This is a genomic window from Corynebacterium afermentans subsp. afermentans, from assembly GCF_030408355.1.
GTDB lineage: Bacteria > Actinomycetota > Actinomycetes > Mycobacteriales > Mycobacteriaceae > Corynebacterium > Corynebacterium afermentans.
The window spans coordinates 2,041,481-2,066,448 of sequence record NZ_CP046606.1; the positions used below are offsets into that span (position 1 = coordinate 2,041,481).

Consider the following 24,968-nt stretch of genomic DNA (forward strand, 5'->3'; position numbering starts at 1 on the left):
ACTACGCGGGACTACTACTTCTTGTCAGCAGCCTTCTCGCCAGCCTTATCGGCATCCTTCTTGTCAGCCTTCTTCTGGCCCTTCTTCGAAGAACCAGACTCAGCACCCTTCTCAGACGCCTTGCCACCCTTCTGATCCTTCTTCGAAGAACCAGCGTAGGTCTTACCGGAAGAACCCTTCAGCTCCAGATCCTTCACAGAGCTGCCACCACCATTCGGCGAGCAGTTGTCGTAGATCAAAGTGCCAGCCAGAATGCCAGCCGCAATCAGCGCCAGGCCAGCGGCAACGGTGCCAAGATCGGTGCCGAACTGCGCCAGCTGCTTGTTCGCAGCATCAACCTGCGCGGCAACCTCCGGGTTAAACAGACCCAGCTGCTGCTGAATCTGCGTATTCGCAGCCTGCAGCTGAGCATTCGCGTCAGCCACAACGTCGGACAGACCCGGGATCTCCATCTGGGTAGCCAGACCCAGCGGAATCAACGCCAGCAACGGCAAACCGAAACCAACCGAGGTAGCAACACACTTACCGGTGTCAATACCAACCTGCTCAGTGGTCTTGTTACCAGCACCGTCAGAAACAATCACCTTGTCACCAGGCTTGAGCTCGACATCAGCCGGAACCTTCACGGTCCACTTGCCGTCCTTGTCGGTCTCGGTCTCGACCTTCTTGCCACCCGGCAGCTCGACGATGATCTTCTCATTCGGACGATCACCCGTACCAGAGACGGTCTTATCACCCGGCTTAATCTCGTCGACCTTCGGAGCAGTCTTGTCCTCGCCCTGCTCAACCGTCACTTCGCTGGAGTTACCAGCACCATCGGTGACGGTGACCTTGTCGCCAGTCTTCAGCTCAACATCAACCGGGACGTCGACGGACCAGTTGCCGTTCTCGTCGGTCTTGGTCTTGATCTCCTTGCCGTTCGGCAGGGTGACAATGATCTCCTCGTTCGGACGATCACCCGTACCAGAGATGGTCTTGTCACCCTCGGTGATCGGGTTCACCTTCGGAGCGGTCTTGTCCTCGACATCGCCCCCCTCGGACGGCATGGAGTTATCGTCTGCCGGGTTGGAACCGCCTTCAATCTCCTCCTTGTTGGTGTAACCGTCACCGTCGAAGTCGCCTTCCGGATCCAGCAGGGACTTGCCGTCCTTGCCCAGCAGGTCGAAACCAGCGGTTGCGTCGTTTGTGGACTTGTCCTCGTACTCGAAACCAACCTTCACCTTCGGCTTCGCGTAGGGCTCGAAGGTCTCGACGAACTTGTCCCAACGCTTCTTCTCCTCAACCTTGGCAAGGTTCGGCAGCTCTTCATTCACCGCCTTCTTCACTTCGTCGGAGGTAGGAGCAGTTGCCTTGACGACGCCATCCGGCTGCGCCTCGAATTCCCAATCCGTCGCCGCAGTCTTCGGGTCCTCGCCGTTGATCTCCTTGATCACGGTGGAAGCGACCGGAACGTCCTTTTCGGTGAACGGGTTCTCAGTGTTGCCGTTCTCGCCGACCTTGACGCCGGTGACGTCCTTGTACTCCGGCACGAACTTCTCAGCGTCCGTGGCTGCCGGAGCGTCCGGCTCCTTGATCTCGACCTCGACGGTGTCGATGACGTTGCCCTCGGGATCCTTCACCTCGACAACAATCTTGTCGTCCGGCTTCGCGTCCTCAGACGGCGTCACCTTGATGTTGCCGTCTTCGTCCAGCTCCGCGGTACCCGGACCATCGGTCACCTCAACGGTCGAGCCTTCCGGAACATCACCGGAGCCGTCCTTCTTCGGAATCTCAACCGACTCACCCGGGGTCGTGAACGCATCGTCCCAATCCGGAGCCGCCGTCGGCTCTTTAACAACGATCTTGGAATCAACCTCGTCAACAGAGCCATCCGGGTAGGTCACCACAACGGTGACATCCTTGGTGCCCGGGGTGGAGGTGTCCGGCTTATCCGCGTACTCGAACGTAGTGCCCTCCGGCAGCTCGTCCGGGTTCTGGATGTTGTTCTTCGGATCCGGCTCGCTGTTGAGATCGACTTCCTGAGACTGCGCCTCTGGTTCGATCTTGTCGGCCTGGGAAACAACGAGAATGGTGGTACTTACTTCCTCGCTGGAGCCATCTGGGTAAGTCACAACCACGGTGACCGGCTTGTCACCGGTGGTGGAGGTATCCGGAGTCTCCGTGAATTCGAACGTGGTGCCATCCGGCAGCTCGTCGACGTTTTCGATGGAGTCCTTCGCCTCTGGCGTCGAGTTCAACGGCACCTCGCGACGTTGACCACGGGGATCGAATTCATCAGCCTGGTCCGTCACGGTGACGGTTGCCGGAACCTCGTCGGTGGAGCCATCCGGGTAGGTCACCACAACGGTGACGTCCTGCTGGCCGGGCTTAGAGGTGTCCGGATCCTTCTCATACTCGAACGTGGTGCCCTCAGGCAGCTTGTCCGCATCCTTGATGTTGTTCTTCGGATCCGGGGTTTCGCCCTGCTTAACCTTCTGGTCTTGGCCCTTCGGATCGTTGTTGTCCGCGTCCGAAGTTACCTTGACGGTGGTGTCCACGGTCTCGGAGGAGCCGTCCGGGTAGGTCACAACGACAGTGACGTCCTTCGTGCCCGGGGTGGAGGTATTCGGGGTCTCCTCGTACTCGAACTCGGTGCCCTCCGGCAGCTGATCAACGTTGCCGATGCTGTCCTTGGCCTCAGGCTCGGAGTTCAGTGGCACTTCCTGTTCCGCACCCTGCGGGGTGTAGTTGTCCGCATCCGTCTTGTCGGGATCGGCGACCTTCACCGTTGCGTCAACGGTGTCCTTGGTGCCGTCCGGGTAAGTCACGATCACCTTCACAGGCTTATCGCCCGGAGTGGAGGTGTCCGGATCCTTCTCATACTCGAACGTGGTGCCCTCAGGCAGCTTGTCCGCATCCTTGATGTTGTTCTTCGGATCCGGAGTCTCGCCTTCCTTGACGGTCTGGTCCTGACCCTCAGGCGAGTACTTCTCAGCGTCCTCGACGTCCTTGACCTTGAACTTCGCGAAACCAACCGTCTTCGTGCCATCTTCCAAGGTGGCACGCACCGGAACCTCGAGCTCAGTGCCGGGCTCCGCATCCTTCGGGAAGGTTACAGAGACTTCACCGGTCTCCTCATCGAGGTCAACCGTGTAGCCGTCCGGAACCTGGAAGGTATCCGGGATCTCGTACGACTTCACCGGAGACGGCAGATCGCTGCCCTTCTCCTTTTCCTCCTCATCGGTGGTGGTGTTATCGAACACCGGCTCACCGGACTTCAGCGGCTCACCCGGAGCACCTTCAGTCTCCTCATACACCGGAGCCCAACCAACCAACACAGTGAAGGAATCCGCGGCGATACGGCTGCCACGTGCGTTGTCTTCGTCGACGTCAACCGGGTAGAGATCCGCACGGAACGTCGTCGTCTTGTCGATGCCGTCCGGGAACAGCTTCGCATCACCGGTGTTCAGCGGGAACGATGGCAGAGTACCGTTCGCGTCCGCTGCCATCGGCTCGCTGGTGTTGACAACCTCACCGGTATCAGCGTTGACCCACTCGATGACGTAGTTGAGGTTCTTCACAAACTTTGCCGGCAGGCCACCAGTCTCCGTCTCCGCGACATCGCCCGGCTTCGCCCAGTTCGCGCCGGTGTCGTATGGCGTGACATCAAACGTGGCGTAGTCCGCGTACATGCTAAGGAAGGCAGTGTTCAGGTGCTCGCCGACCTTAACCACGTTCCAGGTGTCGTTGGTGTTGTATGCACCGACATCGAGGTAGCCGTTAGTGTGCCATGGCGTTTGCACACCAAGACCAGGCACGTCCTCAGTAGAAACAAACAGCCAGTCCCAGTTCACGTGCTTCGGCATCTTGTCGCTAGAGTTGCCCAGCGCACCCTTGCGGAAAGTACCGTAATTCGGGTCCGGCGCAACCGTGCCCAACAGATCCCACGCCACATGTTCAGAACCGTCCGGGAAAGTCACCTTTGTGTCGTCATTGCGGTTCAGCGGATTACGAGACACGCCGCCAGTGCCGCGGTCGCCCTTCTCGTCTTCGCCGAAAGTGCCGTTGAACTGCAGCGTGTAGTTGTTGTCGGCGCCGACCGTTGCCATGACGGTCTCGGCGATCCAGCGGTCCTTGCCGAACTTGCCCGTGATCGGGTCCTTTTCGGTGTCTGCGACCATCTCGCGCTTGATCCAGTTCTGCAGCGCAGCTTCGTCGTCACGCGTCCAATCGCGACGAGTGCCCTTACGGATCTCGTCGACACCAAGGTCAGCCGGCGCCTCGGTCATAATCTTGTTGATCGCATAATCCGACAGGTAGGAGCCGTAAATCTTCAGCCCTTCAGCAGCAACATCACCACTGTTGAGGGTGTTCATCAGGTTCCACGTAAAAGCACCAGCGGTGTGGTCCTGCTCCCAGAAAGCTTTACCCTGCACCTGGCCGCCCTGGCCGGAGGACTTCTTCGGGTTCTCCACCGCCTGGTCCAGCTTGTGCATGACCTCATTCTTCGCACGCTCGCCGTAGAAGAAGCTCACATTACTCACACGGTTCGGACCAACCAACCAATGCGTGTTTGCACCCTGGGTGTCGATGGTGCCGCTCTGTGGAGCCAAGAACCCGGAGTTGTAACTGTAGGTCTGCTGGAAGATCTCGCCGTCCGGGTTCTCCGCCCACACGCGGATTTTCTCGAGTTGCGGACGGTTCGGATCCGCGTCGAATTCGTGCAAACCACCCAGCGCGTCCACGAACGGACGCATCTTGATGGCGTAACGCCCATCCGGTCCAGTAACAGCGGTGTAGACCGGCGAAGTGTAACCACCCTTATCAATCCACTCCGCATAGACACGTACGCCCTCCATCGGAATCGGGCGGTAGTTCTTAGTTCCCGGGTGAACCGACATGTTGCCGTTGCGGTGATTCAGGACAAAGCCCTGGATCGAATCGGTGTCGTCCTGCGTGGTGCCAGATTCAATCGCATTGTGTTTTGCCGGACCCGGTTCGAAGGTGTAGCGCGGCTCGCCCACAGACGTCTGGTAGATGCCATCGGCGTTTTCGCCGGGGTACTTCACGTCGTTGTTTTTGGCGTTAGCCTGGCCCGCCTCCTCCTTAGTGGATGCGAAAGCGGAGGTTGCCGATCCCGGTACCGCTACCGACTGCGCCATCGGCGCAACTAGAGCAAAAGACAGCGCGGCTGCGGCAACGGAAGTGCCGCGACGGCGCGCGTTGTAGTTCTTCTTCAAAATGGTTCCCTTCAACAAATTGTAGATCATGAAGCCCTGCAGTTGATCCCCGGTTTCGACGGTGGATACACCTCTCCCAGAGCCAACAATGACGACCGTAAGCTAGCGGACACCTGTTCTCAAGGATGTTTAGACCATTTTCGAAACACCGGCTCGAAATATTAGCCACAGGTAATGCGATCCAAACCTGACCCCCACCTGCATCATCACCACTTTAAGTACACCTGTATATCATATTCGTCACGGGCGACTGAGAAAGGTATGAACTATGCCTGTCGACGACCAAAGGTTCACAACATCGCAGCAAGGCAGTGCAAACCCCTTTTGACAGAAACTCAATGTGTTGACGTGTCACATTATAGTTCTCTAAGAACGTGTCCAACTCCCTACATAAGGGGGTAAATGGAGGGCCTCGCAAAGGAATAACCCCTGCCCTCCCGCACGGGGAGGACAGGGGCTACGCAGCCGGACTAAGCGGGACTACTTCTTGTCAGCAGCCTTCTCGCCAGCCTTATCGGCATCCTTCTTATCAGCCTGCTTCTGATCCTTCTTCGAAGAACCAGACTCAGCACCCTTCTCAGACGCCTTGCTACCCTTCTCGTCCTTCTTCGAAGAACCAGCGTAGGTCTTACCGGAAGAACCCTTCAGCTCCAGATCCTTCACAGAGCTACCGCCCTCCGGGGAGCAGTTGTCGTAGATCAACGTGCCAACCAAGATGCCAGCCGCAATCAACGCCAGACCAGCGGCAACGGTGCCAAGATCTGCGCCGAACTGCGCCAGCTGCTTATTCGCAGCATCAACCTGCGCGGCAATCTCCGGATTGAACAGACCCAGCTGCTGCTGAATCTGCGTGTTCGCCGCCTGCAGCTGCGCATTCGCATCAGCCACAACGTTGGACAGACCCGGAATCTCCATCTGGGTAGCCAGACCCAACGGAATCAGCGCCAGCAACGGCAAACCGAAGCCGAGGGAGGTAGCAACACACTTACCGGTGTCGATACCCACCTTGGCGGTGGTCTCATTACCCGCAGCATCAGACACCTTGATGTTCTGACCCGGCTCAAGCTCAACACCAGCCGGCACCTTCACAGACCACTTACCATCCTTATCGGTCGTGGCCTCGACCTTCTTGCCGCCCGGCAGCTCAACGATGATCTTCGAGTTCGGACGATCGTCCGTACCGGTAATCGTCTTATCACCCGGCTTGATCGGCTGAACCGTCGGAGCCTTGTCCTGGACATCGCCCTTTTCCGGGGTCAGCGGATCAGTGCCGTCCTTCTCCTCGTCACCGTCGCTGATGCCGTCACCGTCGGTGTCCGGGTTATTGGGATCGGTCGGGGCCGGGTTGCCGTCCTTGTCCTTACGGTTGACCTCGTCACCATCGGAGATGCCGTCACCATCGGTGTCCGGGTTCAGCGGATCGGTCGGCTTACCGTCGAAGTTGTTGCCCTCACCGGAAACCTCGTCACCATCGTTGATGCCGTCACCGTCGGTATCGGCCTTGTTCGGATCGGTGCCGAGCTCCTTCTCCTTGGCGTCGGTCAAGCCATCGCCATCGGAATCCTTCTCCAGCGGGTTAGTACCGTCCTTCTCCTCGTCACCGTCGTTGATGCCGTCACCGTCGGTATCGGCCTTGTTCGGATCGGTCGGAGCCGGGTTGCCGTCCTTGTCCTTACGGTTGACCTCGTCACCATCGGAGATGCCGTCACCGTCGGTGTCCGGGTTCAGCGGATCGGTCGGCTTACCGTCGAAGTTGTTGCCCTCACCGGAAACCTCGTCACCATCGTTGATGCCGTCACCGTCGGTATCGGCCTTGTTCGGATCGGTGCCGAGCTCCTTTTCCTTGGCGTCGGTCAAGCCATCGCCATCGGAATCCTTCTCCAGCGGGTTAGTACCGTCCTTCTCCTCGTCACCGTCGTTGATGCCGTCACCGTCGGTATCGGCCTTGTTCGGATCGGTCGGAGCCGGGTTGCCGTCCTTGTCCTTACGGTTGACCTCGTCACCATCGGAGATGCCGTCACCGTCGGTGTCCGGGTTCAGCGGATCGGTCGGCTTACCGTCGAACTTGTTGCCCTCACCGGAAACCTCGTCACCATCGTTGATGCCGTCACCGTCGGTATCGGCCTTGTTCGGATCGGTGCCGAGCTCCTTTTCCTTGGCGTCGGTCAAACCGTCGCCATCGGAATCCTTGTCCTCAGGGTCCGCCGGAGCCGGAGCTTCAGGCTCCTCAACAGTGACAGTGACGTCAACATTGTCCTTCGAACCATCCGGGTAGGTCACCTCAACCGGAACAGTGATCTTGTCATCCGGCTTCGCATCCTCCGGCACAGTCACGGTGACCTCACCAGTGTCCGGATCAACCGTCACACCATCCGGAGCATTCTCACCCGGCTTGAACGTGGTGTCCTCAGGCGCCTCGGCCGGGTTACCATCCTTGTCCTTGAACTCCGGCGCCGGAACCGTCACATCATCGCCCGGCTTACCGTTGCCGTCCTCGTACCCCGGCTCGAACTTCTCGCTGTCCTTGTCCTCCGGAGTCGGAGCCGGAGCTTCAGGCTCCTCAACAGTGACAGTGACGTCAACATTGTCCTTCGAACCATCCGGGTAGGTCACCTCAACCGGAACAGTGATCTTGTCATCCGGCTTCGCATCCTCCGGCACAGTCACGGTGACCTCACCAGTGTCCGGATCAACCGTCACACCATCCGGAGCATTCTCACCCGGCTTGAACGTGGTGTCCTCAGGCGCCTCGGCCGGGTTACCATCCTTGTCCTTGAACTCCGGCGCCGGAACCGTCACATCATCGCCCGGCTTACCGTTGCCGTCCTCGTACCCCGGCTCGAACTTGTCCTTATCTTTCTCAACCGGAGCCAGCACGGTGACCTTGGCCTCGATGGTCTCGCGGGAACCATCCGGGTAGGTCACCACGACTGGGATGGTGTAGTCGCCAGGCTTCGCATCCTCCGGCGGTTCAACCACGATCGAACCATCTGGATTAACCGTGATCCACTCGGGCTTGTCGACCTTGTTGCCCTCCGGATCAGTCACCTGACCGGTCGGCTCGAAAGTGGTGCCCTCCGGAATCTCCTTGCCATCTTTGTCCTTCGGTGCTTCCACGGTGGTCTTCTCACCGGCAGGAGCAGTAGCGTCCTCATACTGCGGCTCAAAGTCACCGTTCTGGCGAACCTTGTCCAACGCGAGGAAGGAGTCCTGACCAACGACGACGTCGTACGCATTGACCAGCTGCGCGACGTACGTGCCCGGGTTCTTGAAATCTTCGGGAGCCAGAGAGCAGTTAGCAGCGTCCGCCAGGGTATCGACCGCGCAATCTTCGCCAATCTGCTTTCCATCCGGACCGATCCAACGGATCTTGTTATCACCAGAAAACGGCAGCGCACCCGTCAACTTGACCTTCGCCGGCTCAAGATTATTGATACTTTCCGGAAGATCTGCCGGGTTGAGGTAGGAATCGTAATTAACGATATCCAAGTTAGCGATGTCGGCCTGAACCTCAGCAAAGTTGATGTTGTACCAACGCTGGTTAGTGTAGCTCGGAATACCGACTGCACCGCCCCAGTTCGGGTTCTCACCCGCATTGCCGTTCACCTTCTGGAAGACCGGCGTCGGGAAGCCACCGAAGGAGTTGAGAACCTTGCCATCATTCTCAGCCCAAATGTAGGTGTAGTTCTTCATGCGGTCGTCGACATCGTCACCCATACGGATGGTGTATCGGCCTTCCGCATCGGTTTCAGCGCCGACGGTCTTGAGGATCGGCTCCTTGCCGTTCGCCCGCATGTTTTCAATCATGGCCTTGGTAGCGGCAGCCTGCTCACGGTACGGCATATCACCAATCGCCAAACGATCGTATTCAGCGATACCATCGTCGGAAAGAACCGAGGCATAGACCTTCGCACCCTCAATCGGCTGATCGCCGTCCCACTGGTAAAGCGGGCCGGTCTCGTCACGGTCCGGGCCACCTTCCGCATCGGCCCAAACCCTGCCGAAGTAGGAGTAGCGTGGCGCTTCCTTTCCTTCAGGCTTATGCCAGCCTTTATCATCCATGGAAAACTCCGGGCTCACCATGTAGGAGTTTTCCGAAACGCTCGGCGCACGCTCCTCCAAGAACACACCCGTGCGCTGCATGTTGGTGCCCCGCAAGAAGAAAGCACCGTTTGCGGTGCCCTTCAGGGCCGGTACCCAAGCGCCTGGGACGCCGCCACCAGCCTGGCGAACGTAACCCAGGTCGTTGCCCGTTTCCTCATTCTTCAGCGGGGAATCGACCCAAATGCGGTACTCCTGACCGCGCACAGCGCGGAAGACGTGAGGTTTACCGTTAGCATCGACGAAGGAGTACTCGCCGCCCGACACAGGGCTGTCCGGGTGGGAAAGCACATTGCCATCCTCATCCTTCGCACGAAGATCGAAAACGTACGTACCGGCATCGCCGCCAAGCTGGTGGGACTTCGTGGTGTAGATCGGCGAAATCGTGCCATCAACATCCTTGAACTGCATGTACACCGTGGCGTCATTGATACCCATGGTTCCATCGAGGGAACTCGACGCACTGGTTTCTTTCAGGCCGACGGAACCAGACAGCGTTGCGAAAGCGTTCGTCATATCGATTAGCTTCGTGACATAACCGTTGGCGATACCATCCGCTTCAATCAGCTTGGTCGGATCCGTTACCGGAGTAGCAGCAACCGTGCCCGAAGTTTGTGCATAAGCTGCCGGACCAACCTGCGGGGCCGCAACCGTCTGGACAGCAGGCGCGACCAACGCAAGCGACAGGGCCGCCGCAGCCACGGACGTGCCGCGGCGACGAGCGATGTAGTTCTTCTTCATAAAAGTCCCTTTCGAGGAATCTCGGAAACAACAGATCGCTGAGCCCGTGACAGGTGCACAGCTAGTCAACCGTCCATAAGGGCCAACAAAGGCAAGCGTACGGACGCCTCAAGGGGGCTGCAATGACCCCCAAATACATATCGACGCACGTCATACAGGGTCAATCCTTGACTAAAATGACATATGCCACGGTTTACCTGGTCAGATGTTCACAACACCAAGGACGAAAAAGCGGAGCATTGAAGTATGGCAAACTCCCGGAAAACGCCGTTTTTAACAACTCGCTGAGCGAGCCGGCGAGTGAACATTCCCCCGCCCGCGAGAGCGGTACCGAGGGGTGGCGCAACAAGATTCCCAGCTAGGAAGTTCACGTCACAAAACTTGCTGGGAACTTGCTGGACAACTCGCACCTAATGAGCTTCAGCCAGGAAGACGCAGGTAGAGAGGACTTAAAATCAAGTAAGAATGTGACGCAGCGCTGCGTTCTTCACCCTTATGGGGGTGGCCGGAGGGGCGTCGATAGGCAAAGGCCCCCACCCTCCCTTGCGGGAGCGCGGGGGCCAACCTGGGCTTAGCCGAGGCTACTTCTTCTCAGAAGAGCCCTGCTTCACCGCCTTCTCCTCCTTCTTGGAGGAACCGGCGTAGGTCTTGCCGGAGGAACCCTCGAGGCGCAGCTCGTTCACGGAGCTCTGGGAGCCCTCCGGAGCACACGCGTCGTAGATGATCGTGCCGGCGAGAATGCCAGCCGCGATCAGAGCCAGGGCGCCAGCGACAGTACCGAAATCGGTGCCGTACTGAGCCAGCTGCTTGTTAATCGCATCCACCTGGACTGCAACCTCCGGGTTGAACAGGCCGAGCTGCTGCTGCATCTGGGTGTTGACGTTCTGCAGCTGCGCGTTGACGTCGCCGACCATGTTGGAAAGACCCGGGAGCTCAACCTGGGTAGCCAGGCCAACCGGGATCAGTGCTAGCAGCGGCAGACCAAAGCCGAGGGACGTAGCCAGGCACTTCTCGTTTACCTCGCGCGGCTCAGCCGGCTTCGCAGCCTCGGAGATCTTGAAGGTGACCTCGCGGGTATCGATGACCTTGCCCTCTTCATCCTTCGTGGTGAAGGCAACCTTGAAGGTGCCGGCCTTGGTCGGAGTACCCGTGATCTTGCCGTCCTTGAAGGTCAGGCCATCCGGCAGCTTGCCGCCGGTCAACTCCGGCTTCACGCCGATAGCCGAGACGGTGATCGGGTCGATCGCCTTGCCGACAGTGCCGTTGAAGGAGCCGTCGATGCGGATGATGCCGTGGCCGTTCTCGAGCTCCTTCGGGAAGGAGTTCTTGTCCAGCGCGTCGGTGCCCTCGGAGATTTCGTGGCCGTCGTTGACGCCGTCGCCGTCCGTGTCCGGGTTGTTCGGGTCGGTGCCGCGCTCGATCTCCTGGCCGTCGGTCAGGCCGTCGCCGTCAGAGTCCGACTTGTTCGGATCCGTTGGAGCGCCGTTCTCCTCGCCGTCCTTCTTCGGGTTAGAGGTGAACGTGCCGTCCTCGTTCTTGGTCGGCTTGCCCCACGGGTTAAGGGAGCCGTCCTTCTCCTCCTTGTCGGTCAGGCCATCACGATCGGAGTCCTTGCCGCGGTAGTCGTCCTTATCCAGCGGGTCGGTGCCGTCGATCTTCTCCTGGCCGTCGTTGACGCCGTCACCATCGGTATCCGGGTTGTTCGGATTGGTCGGAGCCGGGTTGCCGTCCTCATCAACACGATTGACCTCGTCACCGTCGGAGATGCCGTCGCCGTCGGAGTCAGCCTTCGTCGGATCCGTCGGCTTACCGTCGAACTTGTTGCCCTCACCAGAGACCTCGTCACCATCATTGATGCCGTCGCCATCAGTGTCAGCCTTGTTCGGATCAGTACCAAGCTCCTTCTCCTCAGCGTCGGTCAGACCATCGCCATCAGAGTCCTTCTCCAGCGGGTTGGTGCCATCGGCCTTCTCCTCACCGTCAGAGATGCCGTCACCATCGGTATCCGGATTGTTCGGATCCGTGCCGTCAATGATCTCCTGACCATCGTTGACACCGTCCTTGTCGGAATCAGCGTTGTCCGGGTCGGTCGGAGCACCGTTGTCCTCGCCCTCACCCTTCGGGTTGGACGTCAGCGTGCCGTCCTCGTTCTCGGTCGGCTCACCCCACGGATTCTTGGAACCGTCCTTCTCCTCATTGTTGGTCAGACCATCGCGATCGTCGTCATCCTTATTCCCGCGGTAGTCATCCGGATCCAGCGGATCGGTGCCGTCGATCTTCTCCTGGCCGTCATTGACGCCGTCGCCGTCCGTATCCGGGTTGTTCGGATTGGTCGGAGCCGGGTTGCCGTCCTCATCAACACGGTTGACCTCATCCCCATCAGAGATGCCGTCACCATCGGAGTCAGCCTTCGTCGGATCCGTCGGCTTACCGTCGAACTTGTTGCCATCACCAGAGACCTCGTCACCATCATTGATGCCGTCGCCATCAGTGTCAGCCTTGTTCGGATCAGTACCAAGCTCCTTCTCCTCAGCGTCGGTCAGACCATCGCCATCGGAGTCCTTCTCCAGCGGGTTGGTGCCGTCCTTCTTCTCGTCACCATCAGAAATGCCGTCACCATCGGTATCCGGGTTGTTCGGATCCGTGCCATCGATGATCTCCTGACCGTCATCAACGCCATCCTCATCGGAGTCAGCGTTGTCCGGGTCCGTCGGAGCACCGTTGGTCTCACCCTCATCCTTCGGGTTCGAAGTAACGGTACCGTCCTCGTTTTCGGTCGGCTCACCCCACGGGTTCTTGGAACCGTCCTTCTCCTCGTTGTTGGTCAGACCGTCGCGATCGTCATCATTCCTGTTACCGCGGTAGTCATCCTCATCCAACGGGTCGGTGCCGTCGATCTTCTCCTGGCCGTCGGTCACACCGTCGCCGTCGGTATCCGGGTTATTCGGATCCGTCGGAGCCGGGTTGCCGTCCTCATCAACACGATTGACCTCGTCACCATCGTTGATGCCGTCACCATCGGTGTCAGCCTCGGTCGGATCCGTCGGCTTACCGTCGTACTTGTTGCCGTCACCGGAGACCTCATCACCATCGTTGATGCCGTCGCCGTCAGTGTCCTTCTTGGTCGGATCGGTGCCGAGCTCCTTCTCCTCACCATCGGTCAGGCCATCACCATCGGTGTCCTTGTTCTTCGGATCGGTGCCGTCGTTGACCTCATCACCGTCATTGACACCGTCACCATCGGTATCCGGGTTGTTCGGGTCGGTGCCGAGCTCCTTCTCCTCACCATCGGTCAGGCCATCGCCATCAGAATCCGGGTTCTTCGGATCAGTGCCGTTATCCTGCTCTTCCTTGTCAGAGACGCCATCACCATCGGTATCCGGGTTGTTCGGATCAGTGCCGAGCTCCTTCTCCTCACCATCCGTCAGGCCATCGCCATCAGAATCCGAGTTGTTCGGATCAGTGCCGTCCTTGGCCTCTTCGCCGTCCTTGACACCGTCACCGTCGGTATCCGGATTGTTCGGATCAGTGCCGAGCTCCTTCTCCTCACCATCCGTCAGGCCATCGCCATCAGAATCCGGGTTCTTCGGATCGGTGCCGTCTTCGGCCTCATCGGTGTCCTTGACACCGTCACCATCCATGTCGTCGACATCGGCGGCAATCACGCGGATGTTGAACTTTTTGGACTCGCTCGACTCACCGTTCGTTGCGGTGACGGTTACTTCGGACTCACCAAGCTGCGTGGGTGTGCCCTCGATGGTCTGGGTGTCCTCATTGAAGGTCACACCATCCGGCAAGCCGGTAACGGTGACCTCAGCGCCTTCTGCGCCGCGCCCGTCCACCTGAACCTCGATCGGCTTGAGTGCCTGGCCTTTTGTCACGATCGCATCGACGATCGGGTGGACGTGCACGTCATTCGCAAGCGGGGAGAGGACAAACCTCGCGGAGACCTTATCATCCACTGAACCATCCGGGTACGTCACCGTAACCGGAACATCAAACTCCTCAACAGTATCGCCAGTCGGCTTCTCCGGAGCGGTAACAGTGATCTCACCGGTGTCCTCATTAATGTCAACGGTGTAGCCCTCAGGAGCCGTGAAGTCATCAGGAATCTTAAACTTCGAATCCGCCGGAACCTCGACGTCCTTACCGTCCTTGTCGGTAAAGCTCGGCGAAGACTTCGTCTCCTTACCAGGAACAACGAGCTTGTCCTTGTACTCCGGCTCAACGGTATCCGCCACGGCCGTGGTTACCTTCAGCGGCACACGATCCGTCACCTCGTACTCTTCACCCTTGGAGTCAACCAGGGTGTAGGTCACGGTGACGTTCGGGTTTTGCTCGTCAGCCGCAACTTCTTCAGTCGGCGTCCCGGTAACCTTGCCAGTCGCCGCCTCAAAGGTAAGGCCTGCCGGCAGGGTCGCCTGATCGACCGAAAGGGAGTCTTCCTTCACCTTCAGCTTCAACGGGTGATTCTCAAAACCAGTTGGCTTAACGTCATGCTCATACTCGGCATCAACAAAGCCAGCCTCCATCGGTGTATCGGTGATGGTCGCCACCAGTGTCACACTGTCCGTGCGGTCTTCCTCAATCTCAACCGACTTCGTCTTGACAACACGCTCATTCTCGGGTGCTTCCGGGTCAACGTAAACCGGGTTACCGTCCTCGTCAAAGATCGGCTGGTCTACCGTCGTCTTCACCTTGACTGTACGGGTGATAGTCGCCTCAGAGGTGCCTGCCTTCTCCGGAGTACCAGAGATCATGCCGGTCTCTGAATCAAACTCCAAGCCCTCCGGAAGCCCCTCAGCCTTGTACGTCGTCTCCGAATTCTTAACCTTGTTGTTAGGTTCCTCTGGCAGATCCGCAAGCGCGTCAAATTCGTCGTACTCGTCGTACACCGAACCAAAAGGCATCACGACCGGCACAACAACAGTAAACGAGTCTGCAGCCAGCACAGTATCGTCGCCAGTGACGAACTCGGCAGTGTACAGATCACCATTCGCAGCGTCTTCAGGAACGGTCAGCTCGCAAGCATTTGCCTCAGCCTCGCTATTGATATCGCACGTCTTGACGACCTCGCCGTTGTTCTTCTTCCAAACAATCTTGTTCGGCGTCACCGGGAACGGACCGGTGACATTCAGCTCGGCAGTATCACCAATGCGCGCAGGCATATCCGTCATGTTCAGGTTGGTGATATCCAACGAGACATCATGACGCGGCACCAACGCAAAGTTCACGTTGTACCACATTGGGTTCTGCACCGGGTTTTCCGCAGCAATCGGCGCTGGGTTACGAGTGCCGTTGTTCTTCGGGGAGTTGAACAAGGGCACACGCCATGCGGAGTAACCACTCGGGATCTCCCCATCAGCATTTTCCACGTGCGCGTAAAGGTACTGCTTGGTGTCGTCGGTCAGCGTCCCGCCCGGGAACTTCACAGAGTAGTAGCCATCCTCGCCGACTTCAGAACGCACAGTGGCCGCAATGTACTCCGGGTGCTCCTCCAGCAGCTTCTTTGCAGCAGCAAGCTTCTGCGCTTCAGGGAGCGTATCCACGGTCTCAGCATACGCACCGGCGCCTGCCTTGGTCAGCACGCTCATGACCACATACATACCGGAGGCAGGAACATCGCGGGTATCGTTCGGTCCGTTGACGCGAGCATCCGTCGTCTCGTGCCAGACTTTGCCACCAACATGGCCCGTCATCGCCGGGTTAGTTGCCTGGCGCGGCACCGTCGGCGTCTCGTCGTTGATCCACTCGGACTTCGGCTTGTGCATGTACGGCACATCACGATCAGCCTGCATCAACACGGCAGTGCGCTGCATATTCGTACCGATCGTGTTCCAAGCGCCCTGCTGATCAGCACCCATGGAGTTGCGGAACACACCCGGGAAGAAACCACCAACCTGGCGGAACGGGTACACGGTAAATCCGTTACGCTCATCCTCGAACGGGTTGATCCACAGCTTGTAGTACTGGTTCGTCGAAGCCGTGTAGGTGTGCGCCTTGCCGTGATGATCGATCCATGGCTTGCGCAGATCAAACGCGTAGGCACCAGGACCAGCCTGGTTAGCATTGCCGCCGCCCAATTCGCTTGTAGTCTGTGCAACATACACCGGCGAAACAGCACCGTCTTTATCGATCCACTGCATGTAGACCTTCGTGCCGTCCGGCACGGCCTGCTGGCCACCATCCGTCGGAGAAAATCCGTAGCCATCGTCAATAAATGCACGGCCCGAAAGCGCGGACTTCGCATTGGTCATACCCGTTGCAGACCTGATGTAGCCGTTTGCAATGGCGTCGGCGACTATTGCACCGCTTTCATCCAAGGTCTCGGCGTCAGTGCTGACATCAGCAACCGCAGCAGGAGTCTCCTGAGCGACTGCTACCGACTGCGCGAACGGCGCTACCAGCGCAAACGACAGCGCGGCTGCGGCAACGGAGGTGCCACGGCGGCGAGCGATGTAGTTCTTCTTCACAAAAATTCCCTTCGAGAGAGGTATTAGAGAGACATGAAGCCTGACCCAGTTCCGCAACAAACACGCACCTGTCGCATAGGGTCAACACGATCATCGTAAGAAACAAGACGCACGTTCACAATGCGGTTTCCAGATAACATTCATCGATCGCCAATTTTTCCGTAAGATCGGCACTTCTTTTACACTTGTCTCACCTGGTACTTTCCGGATTTGCGCAACATGTGTACATAAAATGATCACACATCATAAGCTAATGGTGTGATATGAAAACAATCCCCATTACGTCACATCGCACACCCAACCCTCGACCCCACCCGGGTACGGCAGTCTCAAAACCGGTCGCCACACAGGCTCCCACCTGCATACTTGTTCACGTATCCACAACTACACCGTCAACGCCGCGCCACCGAGCATCCAACAAGGCAGGTCAAAACACTGAAATATTGTTAAGATTTTTGCGCTTACCCGAAAACGGGGGCGAAAACGCCGAAAGGCGCCTGCAAAACAGTCGCCTTTTCACCCCCAAACCCCCTTTGGAACGTGCTACCGCTCCATCACGTCGTGGCGCACGATGGTCTGGTCGCGTCCGGGGCCGACGCCGATGCAGGAGATCGGCGCGCCGGAGAGCTCCTCAAGTCGCAGCACGTAATCCTGGGCCTTCTGTGGCAGCTCATCAAACGTACGGCACTCGGTGATGTCCTCGTCCCAGGCCGGCATGGTCTCGTAGATCGGCTCGGCGTGGTGGAAGTCGGTTTGGGTGAGCGGCATTTCGTCGAAACGCTTGCCGTCCACGTCGTAGGCCACACAGATGGGGATCTCCCCGATGCCGGTGAGCACATCCAGCTTGGTCAGGAACAGGTCGGTGAAGCCGTTGACGCGGGAGGCGTAGCGCGCGATCACGCTGTCGTACCAGCCGGTGCGGCGGACACGCCCGGTGTTCACACCCACCTCGCCGCCGGTGACCTGGAGGAACTCGCCCCACTTATCAAACAGTTCCGTCGGGAACGGGCCGGCACCCACGCGGGTGGTGTACGCCTTCACAATGCCCAGCACCCCGGCGATGCGGGTCGGGCCGATTCCGGAGCCCACGCAGGCGCCGCCTGCTGTGGGGTTGGAGGACGTGACAAACGGGTAGGTGCCGTGGTCCACATCCAGCATCGTGGCCTGGCCGCCTTCCATGAGGACGTGCTCGCCGCGGTCCAGGGCGTCGTTAAGCACACGCTCCGCGTCGATGACCATGGGCGCGAGACGCTCGCCGTAGCGGCCGAAGTAGTCCATCGTCTCCTCCACGGAGATCGCGCGGCGGTTGTACATCTTCACCAGCATCTGGTTCTTCACGTCCAGCGCGGACTCGATCTTCTGGCGCAGGATGGACTCGTCGAAAATGTCCTGCACGCGCAAGCCCACGCGCGCGACCTTGTCGGCATAGGTGGGGCCAATACCGCGGCCGGTGGTGCCGATGGCGCGCTTGCCCAAGAAGCGCTCCTGCACGCGGTCCAGCTGCTGGTGGTACGGCGCCACCATGTGCGCGTTGGCCGAGACCTTCAGGCGCGAGGCGTTGGCGCCGCGGTCCTCGAGCCCGTCGATCTCCTCGAACAGCGCCTCCAGGTTCACCACCACGCCGTTGCCAAGGATCGGGGTGGCGTTCTCGCTGAGCACGCCGGCGGGCAGGAGCTTCAGCTCGTATTTCTCCCCGCCCACCACAACGGTGTGGCCCGCGTTGTTGCCGCCGTTGGGTTTCACTACGTAATCGACCTTGCCGCCGAGGATGTCGGTTGCCTTGCCTTTGCCCTCGTCGCCCCACTGGGCGCCCACAATGATGATGGCGGACATCGCACACTCCTTATATATGGCGCAATAACGGCCATATTGTAGCGTGAGCGCCATGCGGCTCATCCACTGCGCGTGCGGCGACGCGCCCGTCATCCCCGGCGCCCAGCGCTTCGACCTTCCCCAGCACCCCAGCCAGCGGGAACTGAAGTTTCTGGCGCAGATCGCCCGCGAAGTGTTGCCGGAGGATCCCACCCCATCTTTGGATGAGATTCAGGCAAGCCCGAACGTGTCCCACCTCGGCGAGCCGGCGTTTGCACCCCAGCGCCCCGCAGAGCCAGTGCGCGTGATTGTTTCCGGCGATGATCGCGCGCTCGGCCTCGTGCTCACCCGCCTCATGCGGGCGGATGTGATGTGGGTGGAGGTCGGTTACGTGCCCGTCGATAAGCACTCGCCCGCAGCGCTCGTGTGGGGCGCAGGCGATATAGCACTCGCGGTTGAGGGCGCGGTGCGGCCGATGCCGTGCGTGCGCACGGACTTCGGCGAGGCGGTTGCGGGGTCCGCGGAGCTCTACACCGGCGACGGGTCGGCGCCCTACGTAGGCGAAATTGTCGTGGATTCGGAGGTGCTCGTCGGCGGCGACGAGTACGGCGCACGGCTGGTGCCCACCGTGGACGCGCCCGGGCTGGTCGCGGTCCCGTTTGTCAGCCCGCTGGTGCCCACGCGCCGCTTCTTCCGGCGACTACCCGTGCGCCGCACTGACTCCTCCCGGGTGCTCGCGGGCCGCGCGCTGCAATCCGGGGGCGAGGAAATTGCCGTACTTATCGACGGCATTCTGCGCCCCCGCCCCGTTTCGCGGGTCACCTTTTACCGCCATTTACGCGACATCCAGAGCGTGCGAGAGTCTTAAATCCCTAAACGTGATTTATCTCACAGTGGGATTTTTGTGGCGTTTGGTTAGCGTTTCGTTACCTCGTCGGTATTTGAAAGTGTTGTAGGTTTTTTCGTTTTCGGTGCCGTCGATAGGCAAATGCCCACGTCACAGACACATTTAAGGGGCTACCTGAAACTGGGAGGTTTGTCGCTCGAACTTTTGTTCAGTGACCCAAATTTGGACGACCGTCCAGACGTAGGGGCGGGGCCTTCCCTACATTCGGATTTGTTCCCGCAAGGACCGCTTCAGACGGGAAACGCGGGGCACGACAAATCTACTAGCCGAAATCTTTAAGGAGAAATCATGGCTGACTTCAACCGCATCGAGGACCTGGCAAACGCTACCGCTTACGACGTCGACGGCGACAAGGTTGGCGGCGTCAAGGACGTTTACGTCAACGACACCACCGGCCAGCCGGACTTCGTTTCCGTCAACCACGGCCTCTTCGGCGGCGGCGACTCCATCGTTCCGCTGCGCGGCCACACCCTGCGTGATGGCGAGCTGCACCTCGCATTCCAGAAGGACCGCATCGAGGACGCTCCGGATCTGGACGAGAACGGCCACCTCACCACCGAGGACCAGGACGCGTTCTACCGCCACTACGGCCTGGAGAACACCCAGGACGTGACCACCTACGAGACCGGTAACCGCTTCGCAGAGACCGGCGCCGCAGGTGCTGCTGGCGCAGGTGCTGGTTACGCAGCTGGCGAGCGCACCGACGTCGACACCGAGCGTCGCGACGTTGTCGACGCTGACCGCCGCGATGTCGCTGACAACGACGAGATCATCCGCTCCGAGGAGCAGCTGAACGTCTCCAAGGACCGCGTCGAAACCGGCGAGGTTCGCCTGCGCAAGTACGTTGTCAACGAGACCGAGAACGTTGAGGTTCCGGTTGAGCGCGAAGAGGTCCGCGTTGTCCGCGAGCCGATCACCGACGCTGACCGCGCCAACTACGACGGCAACATCGGCGAGCAGGAAGCCTCCGTCACCCTCTCCGAGGACCGCGTGAACGTCTCCAAGGAGTCCGTCCCGGTGGAGAAGGTCTCCCTGGAGAAGGACACCGTCCGCGACACCGAGACCGTCTCCGAGGAGGTCCGCAAGGAGCGCTTCGAGACCGACGGCGTTGTCGAGGGCGACGTCGAGGGCGACATCAACAAGCGCTAAACACTGAGCGCTTGAGCGCTTGAGCGCTAGACGCCTCAAACCCCGGCTGGGTTTTCCTCCCAGCCGGGGTTTTCGCTGTGCATGGGGGCGGGGGTGGGCGGCGCGGAAGACGGGGCGCAACGGTGCCGCGCATCGCGAGCACCGCCGACGAGAGCGAGCGCACCGCCCCCAGGCGCGCTAGTCGAAGTCGAAGGCTTCCGGCTCTACCTTCGGTGTCTTCGAGGTTGGCGCAAGCGCCGCGAGCGCTGACTCGTTGGACATGCCGCACACCATCAGCAGATCCACGATCAAGGACCGCGTCTGCGCCAAGACGGCGTACGCGGACAGCACGCCGTCTTCCGGGATGACATCCATGCCAGCCTCCTGAGCAGCCTGACGCAGCTCGTTGACGCACTTCGGGATCACGGTGGCCTGGGTGACGCGAGAGTTGACGTCGTAGACCTCGGAAAGTTCCAGGCACACCTGGGAAAGGGTGTCCAGGAGTTGGATTTGGGCGGAGGTAGCGGAATCGTTGTCGTCGGCAAGCACGCCCGCCCTACGCGCCAACACACGAGTCGTGCGCACCGCATTATCGACGGGCGGGATCACGCGCGCGAGCGAATTGATGTAGCGGCGCGTACCCCACAAAAATGGCGAGACTCGCGACGTCTCCTGGCCAGCCTTGATGGCAGCGGCGAGGTCGTCGATGCCGGTCTGAGTGCCGCGGATCAGGTCGAGAGCTTCGTCGATGCTCGCAGGATCGTTGTCGCGCAATCCGTCCGAGACGTCGTCGAGCACCGACGACATGATGCCCAACACCTTGGACACCTCCGCACGCGCCGACTGCATCGGCGCCTGAGGGATCAGCGCGATAGTCGCCAACGCGACCAGGCAGCCGATGATCGCGTCCACGGTGCGGTCAATACCCGTGACTTCAGCGTCCGGCGGCATGATCGTGGCGATCAGGATCGCACCGATCGCGGCCTGGTTGTTCACCAGGATCGAACTGGACAGAAACGACGCAATAAGCAGCGATCCGGCGACGATGACCGCGATCTGCCAGCCGCCGTCGCCGAGCCGGTAGAAGATGAGGTCGCCCACTAAAACGCCGAGGATGCAGCCGAGCGCCATATCCAGAGACTTGGAAACGCGATCTCCGCCCGTCATACCAATAATGATGACCACGCTGATCGGGGCGAAAAACGGGCGCGGGTGGCCGGCAACGTCGCGTGCCAAGAAATAGGCCAAGCCGGCCGCGAGACCGATCTGCAGAATCGGGAGCAGACGCTTGCGCACACGCTTCAAGCGCGCCTGCACCGACTTATCCACATGTTGAAGACGCTCCCGCGTACCCATCCTCTGCTTCGCCATGGTTAGACAGTCTAGGCGGGAGGGCAACTGGATCCGGGCAAAGGAAAAACCTCCGGGGAGGGCCGGAGGTTTCGTCGATAAGCAAAGAGTGCTTACTTGGACACGGACTTCCCCACGGAGTGGAGGTCCTGGCACGCCTCGATGACGCGCTCGGACATGGCCTGCTCGGCCTTCTTCAGGTACGAGCGCGGGTCGTAGGTCTTCTTGTTGCCCACCTCGCCGTCGATCTTGAGCACACCGTCGTAGTTGGAGAACATGTGGGCCGCGACCGGGCGGGTGAACGCGTACTGGGTGTCGGTGTCCACGTTCATCTTGATCACGCCGTAGCGCAGGGACTCCTCGATCTTCTCCTTCTCCGAACCGGAGCCGCCGTGGAAAACGAAGTCGAAGGACTGGGCGCCCTCGTCCAGGCCCAGCTTGCGGGCGGCGACCTTCTGGCCCATGTCCAGCACCTCCGGGCGCAGCTTCACGTTGCCCGGCTTGTACACGCCGTGGACGTTGCCGAACGTAGCCGCCAGCAGGTAGCGGCCGTTCTCGCCGGTGCCGAGGGCGTCAACGGTCTTCTCAAAATCTGCCTCGGTGGTGTACAGGTTCGCGCCGGCCTTCGCCTCAACGCCGTCCTCTTCGCCACCGACGACACCGATCTCCACCTCGAGGATGATGTTCGCGGCCTTCGCCTTCGCAAGCAGCTCCTGGGCGATCTCCAGGTTCTCGTCGATCGGCACCGCGGAGCCGTCCCACATGTGGGACTGGAACAGCGGCAGCTCGCCGCGGTCCACGCGCTCCTGGGAAAGGGCGATAAGCGGACGGACGTAGTCGTCCAGCACTTCCTTCTGGCAGTGGTCAGTGTGCAGCGCGATGTTGACGTCGTAGTGCTGCGCCACCTCGTGCGCGAACGCCGCCAGCGCCTTTGCGCCCGCAACCTTATTCTTCACGCCCAGGCCGGAACCGAACTCAGCGCCGCCGAGGGAGAACTGGATGATGCCGTCAGACTCCGCCTCAGCGAAACCCTTGATTGCCGCGTTGATGGTCTCCGACGAGGTGCAGTTGATCGCCGGGAACGCGAAGCCGCCCTTCTTGGCGGTGTCCAGCATCTGGTTGTAGACCTCGGGGGTTGCGATAGGCATGGAAATCCTCCTGCTAGGGGTTGCAGTTACGTCCCCAGTATGCCCGTTTTACGCCTGCGCTGCAGCCACCCTCGCCGCCGCCTCCAGCAGCATCCAGCCGGAAAGTTGGACGGACAGGTCGCGCTCGTCGATACGCACAAGCCCCACCGCCTCGCTTATCGACGAAGGCCCGAGCCCGTAGTTGTGCGGCAACTTCGCATCCTGCGTCCACTCCGCGGCGAACACCGGCAAACCGTCCACCTCAAGGCGGTGCGACCACAGCGAATCCGCCGACTGCATAACCAGTCGCGCCGCGATCTTGCGGGTGGCGATGTTCTCCTTCGAATCCGCCGGCAGCCGCAGCGCCACCTCCGCCAGGTAGCGTGCGAGGATGCCCTTGAACAGGCCGCCGTCGCCCTCCCCGGACTCCTCCGGCGGGCTCAGCAACACACCCTGCGGGGTGGCCAGGTTCAGCGCCACCGACTGCACGATCGCGCGGATGTGGGTGATGTAGAACATCGACGCGTCCGCGCGCTCCGAGTAGACGAAGGAATCGATCTGCTCGTTGTACGCCAGGCCAACGTCCTCACGCAGCGCGAGTGCGATTTCCAGGCTCGCACCAAGTGCGGTGCCCTGGTTGTACGTGTAAATCTTATCCACGACCTCCGGTCCGCTCATGCGCATCCGAATGCCATCGTCGAGCAGGCCGTCCTCGCGCACCAGATTGTCAAAGATCCAGTCCACAATCTCACGCGCCTTATCCAGCCTGCCCGTGCGGGCGAACAGCAAAGCCGCAGTGGCATTCGACGGCACGTTGTAGAACGTCTCGCCGCTGCGCCAGGGCAGCACGCCGGTGACCGGGTCGATGCCCGCGAGCAGGTCAAACTCCAGATCATCCAAGTGGCGGTTGCGCTTGATGCCGCCGATGCGGGTCGCGCGGTTCCACGCCAGTGCCAACCACGCCTTGTCGTCGTAGTGGACGTTGGTGAGCAGCTTGCCCCGGTTGCGGCGCTGCACCCCGCGCAACGTGTCCGCGATCCGGCGGCGGCGGGTCTTGGTTTCCCGGCGGGTAGCGGCGTCGACCTGACAATCCAGGTACTGCGCCTGCCACCAGTAGTGCCAGTGCCAAAACAAACGGTCTTTGGGGCCCGGCGGCCACGTCACCACCGCCAGATTCGTTTTGGGCAAGCCCCAGAGCTTTTGCGCGTGGCGTTCATTTACGGCAGATTCAGCCAGGTCAGCGCGGTGCGCCCACGTTTCCGGCACAGGGGACTCCTCAAGTTCAAACGGTTCGTACCTATATTGCCAGAGGCACCGGTTTCGTTTCACCGGTTCTGGCGGGTTTTAGGGGTTCTGGCCGCCCAGCTAAACGAAACGCGTAAAAGTTGACATCCGAGACGGTTGTCCAACTTTAAACGGAAGGGGCCGCCAGCGAGATCCCTACCAGGCTTGGGAGAGGTCCGCGTGCTGGCGGACCCAGGCGTGCATGGCGATGCCGGCGGCCACCCCCGCGTTGATGGAGCGGGTGGAGCCGAACTGAGCGATCGAGCAGGTCATCACCGACGCCTGCTGGGCGGCTTCGGTCACACCCGGGCCTTCCTGGCCGAACAGCAGGACGCACTCGCGGGGAAGCTCGGCGGTCTCCAGCGGCATGGAGCCGGGAGTGTTGTCGATAGCGACCACCGGTATGGCCTCCGCGGCGGCCCATTCCATGAGGTCGGCGACGGTTTCGTGGTGGCGGATGTGCTGGTAGCGGTCCGTGACCATGGCGCCGCGCCGGTTCCACCGCTTGCGCCCGACAATGTGCACCTCGCGGGCCAAAAAGGCGTTGGCGGTGCGCACAACGGTGCCGATGTTCATGTCGTTTTCGAAGTTCTCGATGGCCACGTGGAAGGGGTGGCGGCGCTGGTCAAGGTCCTCCACGACCGCGTCCAGCGACCAGTAGCGGTACGCGTCGACGACGTTGCGGCGGTCGCCGTCGCGGAGAAACTCCGGGTCGTAGCGGGGGCCTTCGGGCCACTGCCCCTCCCAGGGGCCGACGCCGTGGCGGCCTTCGTTCCACTCGGTGGGGCCGCGGAGCTCCTCGTTGGACGAGTTGGACACGTCAGGC

General features: G+C 60.3%; 10 protein-coding genes. 2 read left to right on the plus strand and 8 right to left on the minus strand.

Features of this window, described 5'->3' with window-relative positions:
* Positions 1 to 14: 14 nt before the first annotated feature.
* The 4 genes from CAFEA_RS09805 to CAFEA_RS09820 form a co-directional block, all read right to left on the minus strand.
* Positions 15 to 5,219 carry a Rib/alpha-like domain-containing protein gene (locus CAFEA_RS09805; RefSeq protein ID WP_290183519.1) on the minus strand — a complete coding sequence of 1,735 codons (5,205 nt, stop codon included), beginning with the start codon at positions 5,217 to 5,219 and terminating at the stop codon, positions 15 to 17.
* Positions 5,220 to 5,699: 480 nt separating this feature from the next.
* Positions 5,700 to 10,061, minus strand: a complete 4,362-nt coding sequence (locus CAFEA_RS09810; protein WP_290183520.1) for a YPDG domain-containing protein — start codon at positions 10,059 to 10,061, stop codon at positions 5,700 to 5,702.
* 581 nt (positions 10,062 to 10,642) lie between these two features.
* Positions 10,643 to 16,534, minus strand: a complete 5,892-nt coding sequence (locus CAFEA_RS09815) for a putative Ig domain-containing protein (RefSeq protein ID WP_063938952.1) — start codon at positions 16,532 to 16,534, stop codon at positions 10,643 to 10,645.
* A 543-nt stretch (positions 16,535 to 17,077) separates the two neighbouring features.
* On the minus strand, positions 17,078 to 18,367 hold the full coding sequence (locus tag CAFEA_RS09820; protein WP_063938953.1) for an adenylosuccinate synthase: 1,290 nt from the start codon (positions 18,365 to 18,367) through the stop codon (positions 17,078 to 17,080).
* A 52-nt stretch (positions 18,368 to 18,419) separates the two neighbouring features.
* On the opposite strand from CAFEA_RS09820, the gene CAFEA_RS09825 reads away from it, so the two are divergent.
* Both CAFEA_RS09825 and CAFEA_RS09830 read left to right on the plus strand, forming a co-directional pair.
* Positions 18,420 to 19,214 (plus strand): hypothetical protein, encoded by a 795-nt coding sequence (locus CAFEA_RS09825; RefSeq protein ID WP_063938954.1) that lies wholly within the window; start codon positions 18,420 to 18,422, stop codon positions 19,212 to 19,214.
* Positions 19,215 to 19,541: 327 nt separating this feature from the next.
* Positions 19,542 to 20,402 (plus strand): PRC and DUF2382 domain-containing protein, encoded by an 861-nt coding sequence (locus CAFEA_RS09830; RefSeq protein ID WP_063938955.1) that lies wholly within the window; start codon positions 19,542 to 19,544, stop codon positions 20,400 to 20,402.
* Between the two features lie 177 nt (positions 20,403 to 20,579).
* Here the strand turns inward: CAFEA_RS09830 and CAFEA_RS09835 are convergent, their stop codons facing one another.
* The 4 genes from CAFEA_RS09835 to CAFEA_RS09850 all read right to left on the minus strand — a co-directional run bounded on the left by CAFEA_RS09835 (position 20,580) and on the right by CAFEA_RS09850 (position 24,961).
* The gene (locus CAFEA_RS09835) at positions 20,580 to 21,752 is read right to left on the minus strand and encodes an FUSC family protein (RefSeq protein WP_063938956.1); all 1,173 of its coding nucleotides are present in this window, start codon (positions 21,750 to 21,752) and stop codon (positions 20,580 to 20,582) included.
* A gap of 92 nt (positions 21,753 to 21,844) precedes the next feature.
* The gene (gene fbaA, locus CAFEA_RS09840) at positions 21,845 to 22,879 is read right to left on the minus strand and encodes a class II fructose-bisphosphate aldolase (RefSeq protein WP_063938957.1); all 1,035 of its coding nucleotides are present in this window, start codon (positions 22,877 to 22,879) and stop codon (positions 21,845 to 21,847) included.
* 48 nt (positions 22,880 to 22,927) lie between these two features.
* A complete protein-coding gene (locus CAFEA_RS09845; protein WP_063938958.1) occupies positions 22,928 to 24,124 on the minus strand; it encodes a glycoside hydrolase family 76 protein in 1,197 nt (398 codons plus the stop codon).
* Between the two features lie 174 nt (positions 24,125 to 24,298).
* Positions 24,299 to 24,961 (minus strand): TrmH family RNA methyltransferase, encoded by a 663-nt coding sequence (locus CAFEA_RS09850; RefSeq protein ID WP_253705042.1) that lies wholly within the window; start codon positions 24,959 to 24,961, stop codon positions 24,299 to 24,301.
* Positions 24,962 to 24,968 lie beyond the last annotated feature (7 nt).

Coding starts and splice junctions, on each gene's coding strand:
- CAFEA_RS09825 (WP_063938954.1), top strand. CDS start 18,420: ATGCGGCTCATCCACTGCGCGTGCGGCGACGCGCCCGTCATCCCCGGC.
- CAFEA_RS09835 (WP_063938956.1), bottom strand. CDS start 21,752: ATGGCGAAGCAGAGGATGGGTACGCGGGAGCGTCTTCAACATGTGGAT.
- CAFEA_RS09830 (WP_063938955.1), top strand. CDS start 19,542: ATGGCTGACTTCAACCGCATCGAGGACCTGGCAAACGCTACCGCTTAC.
- fbaA (WP_063938957.1), bottom strand. CDS start 22,879: ATGCCTATCGCAACCCCCGAGGTCTACAACCAGATGCTGGACACCGCC.
- CAFEA_RS09820 (WP_063938953.1), bottom strand. CDS start 18,367: ATGTCCGCCATCATCATTGTGGGCGCCCAGTGGGGCGACGAGGGCAAA.
- CAFEA_RS09810 (WP_290183520.1), bottom strand. CDS start 10,061: ATGAAGAAGAACTACATCGCTCGTCGCCGCGGCACGTCCGTGGCTGCG.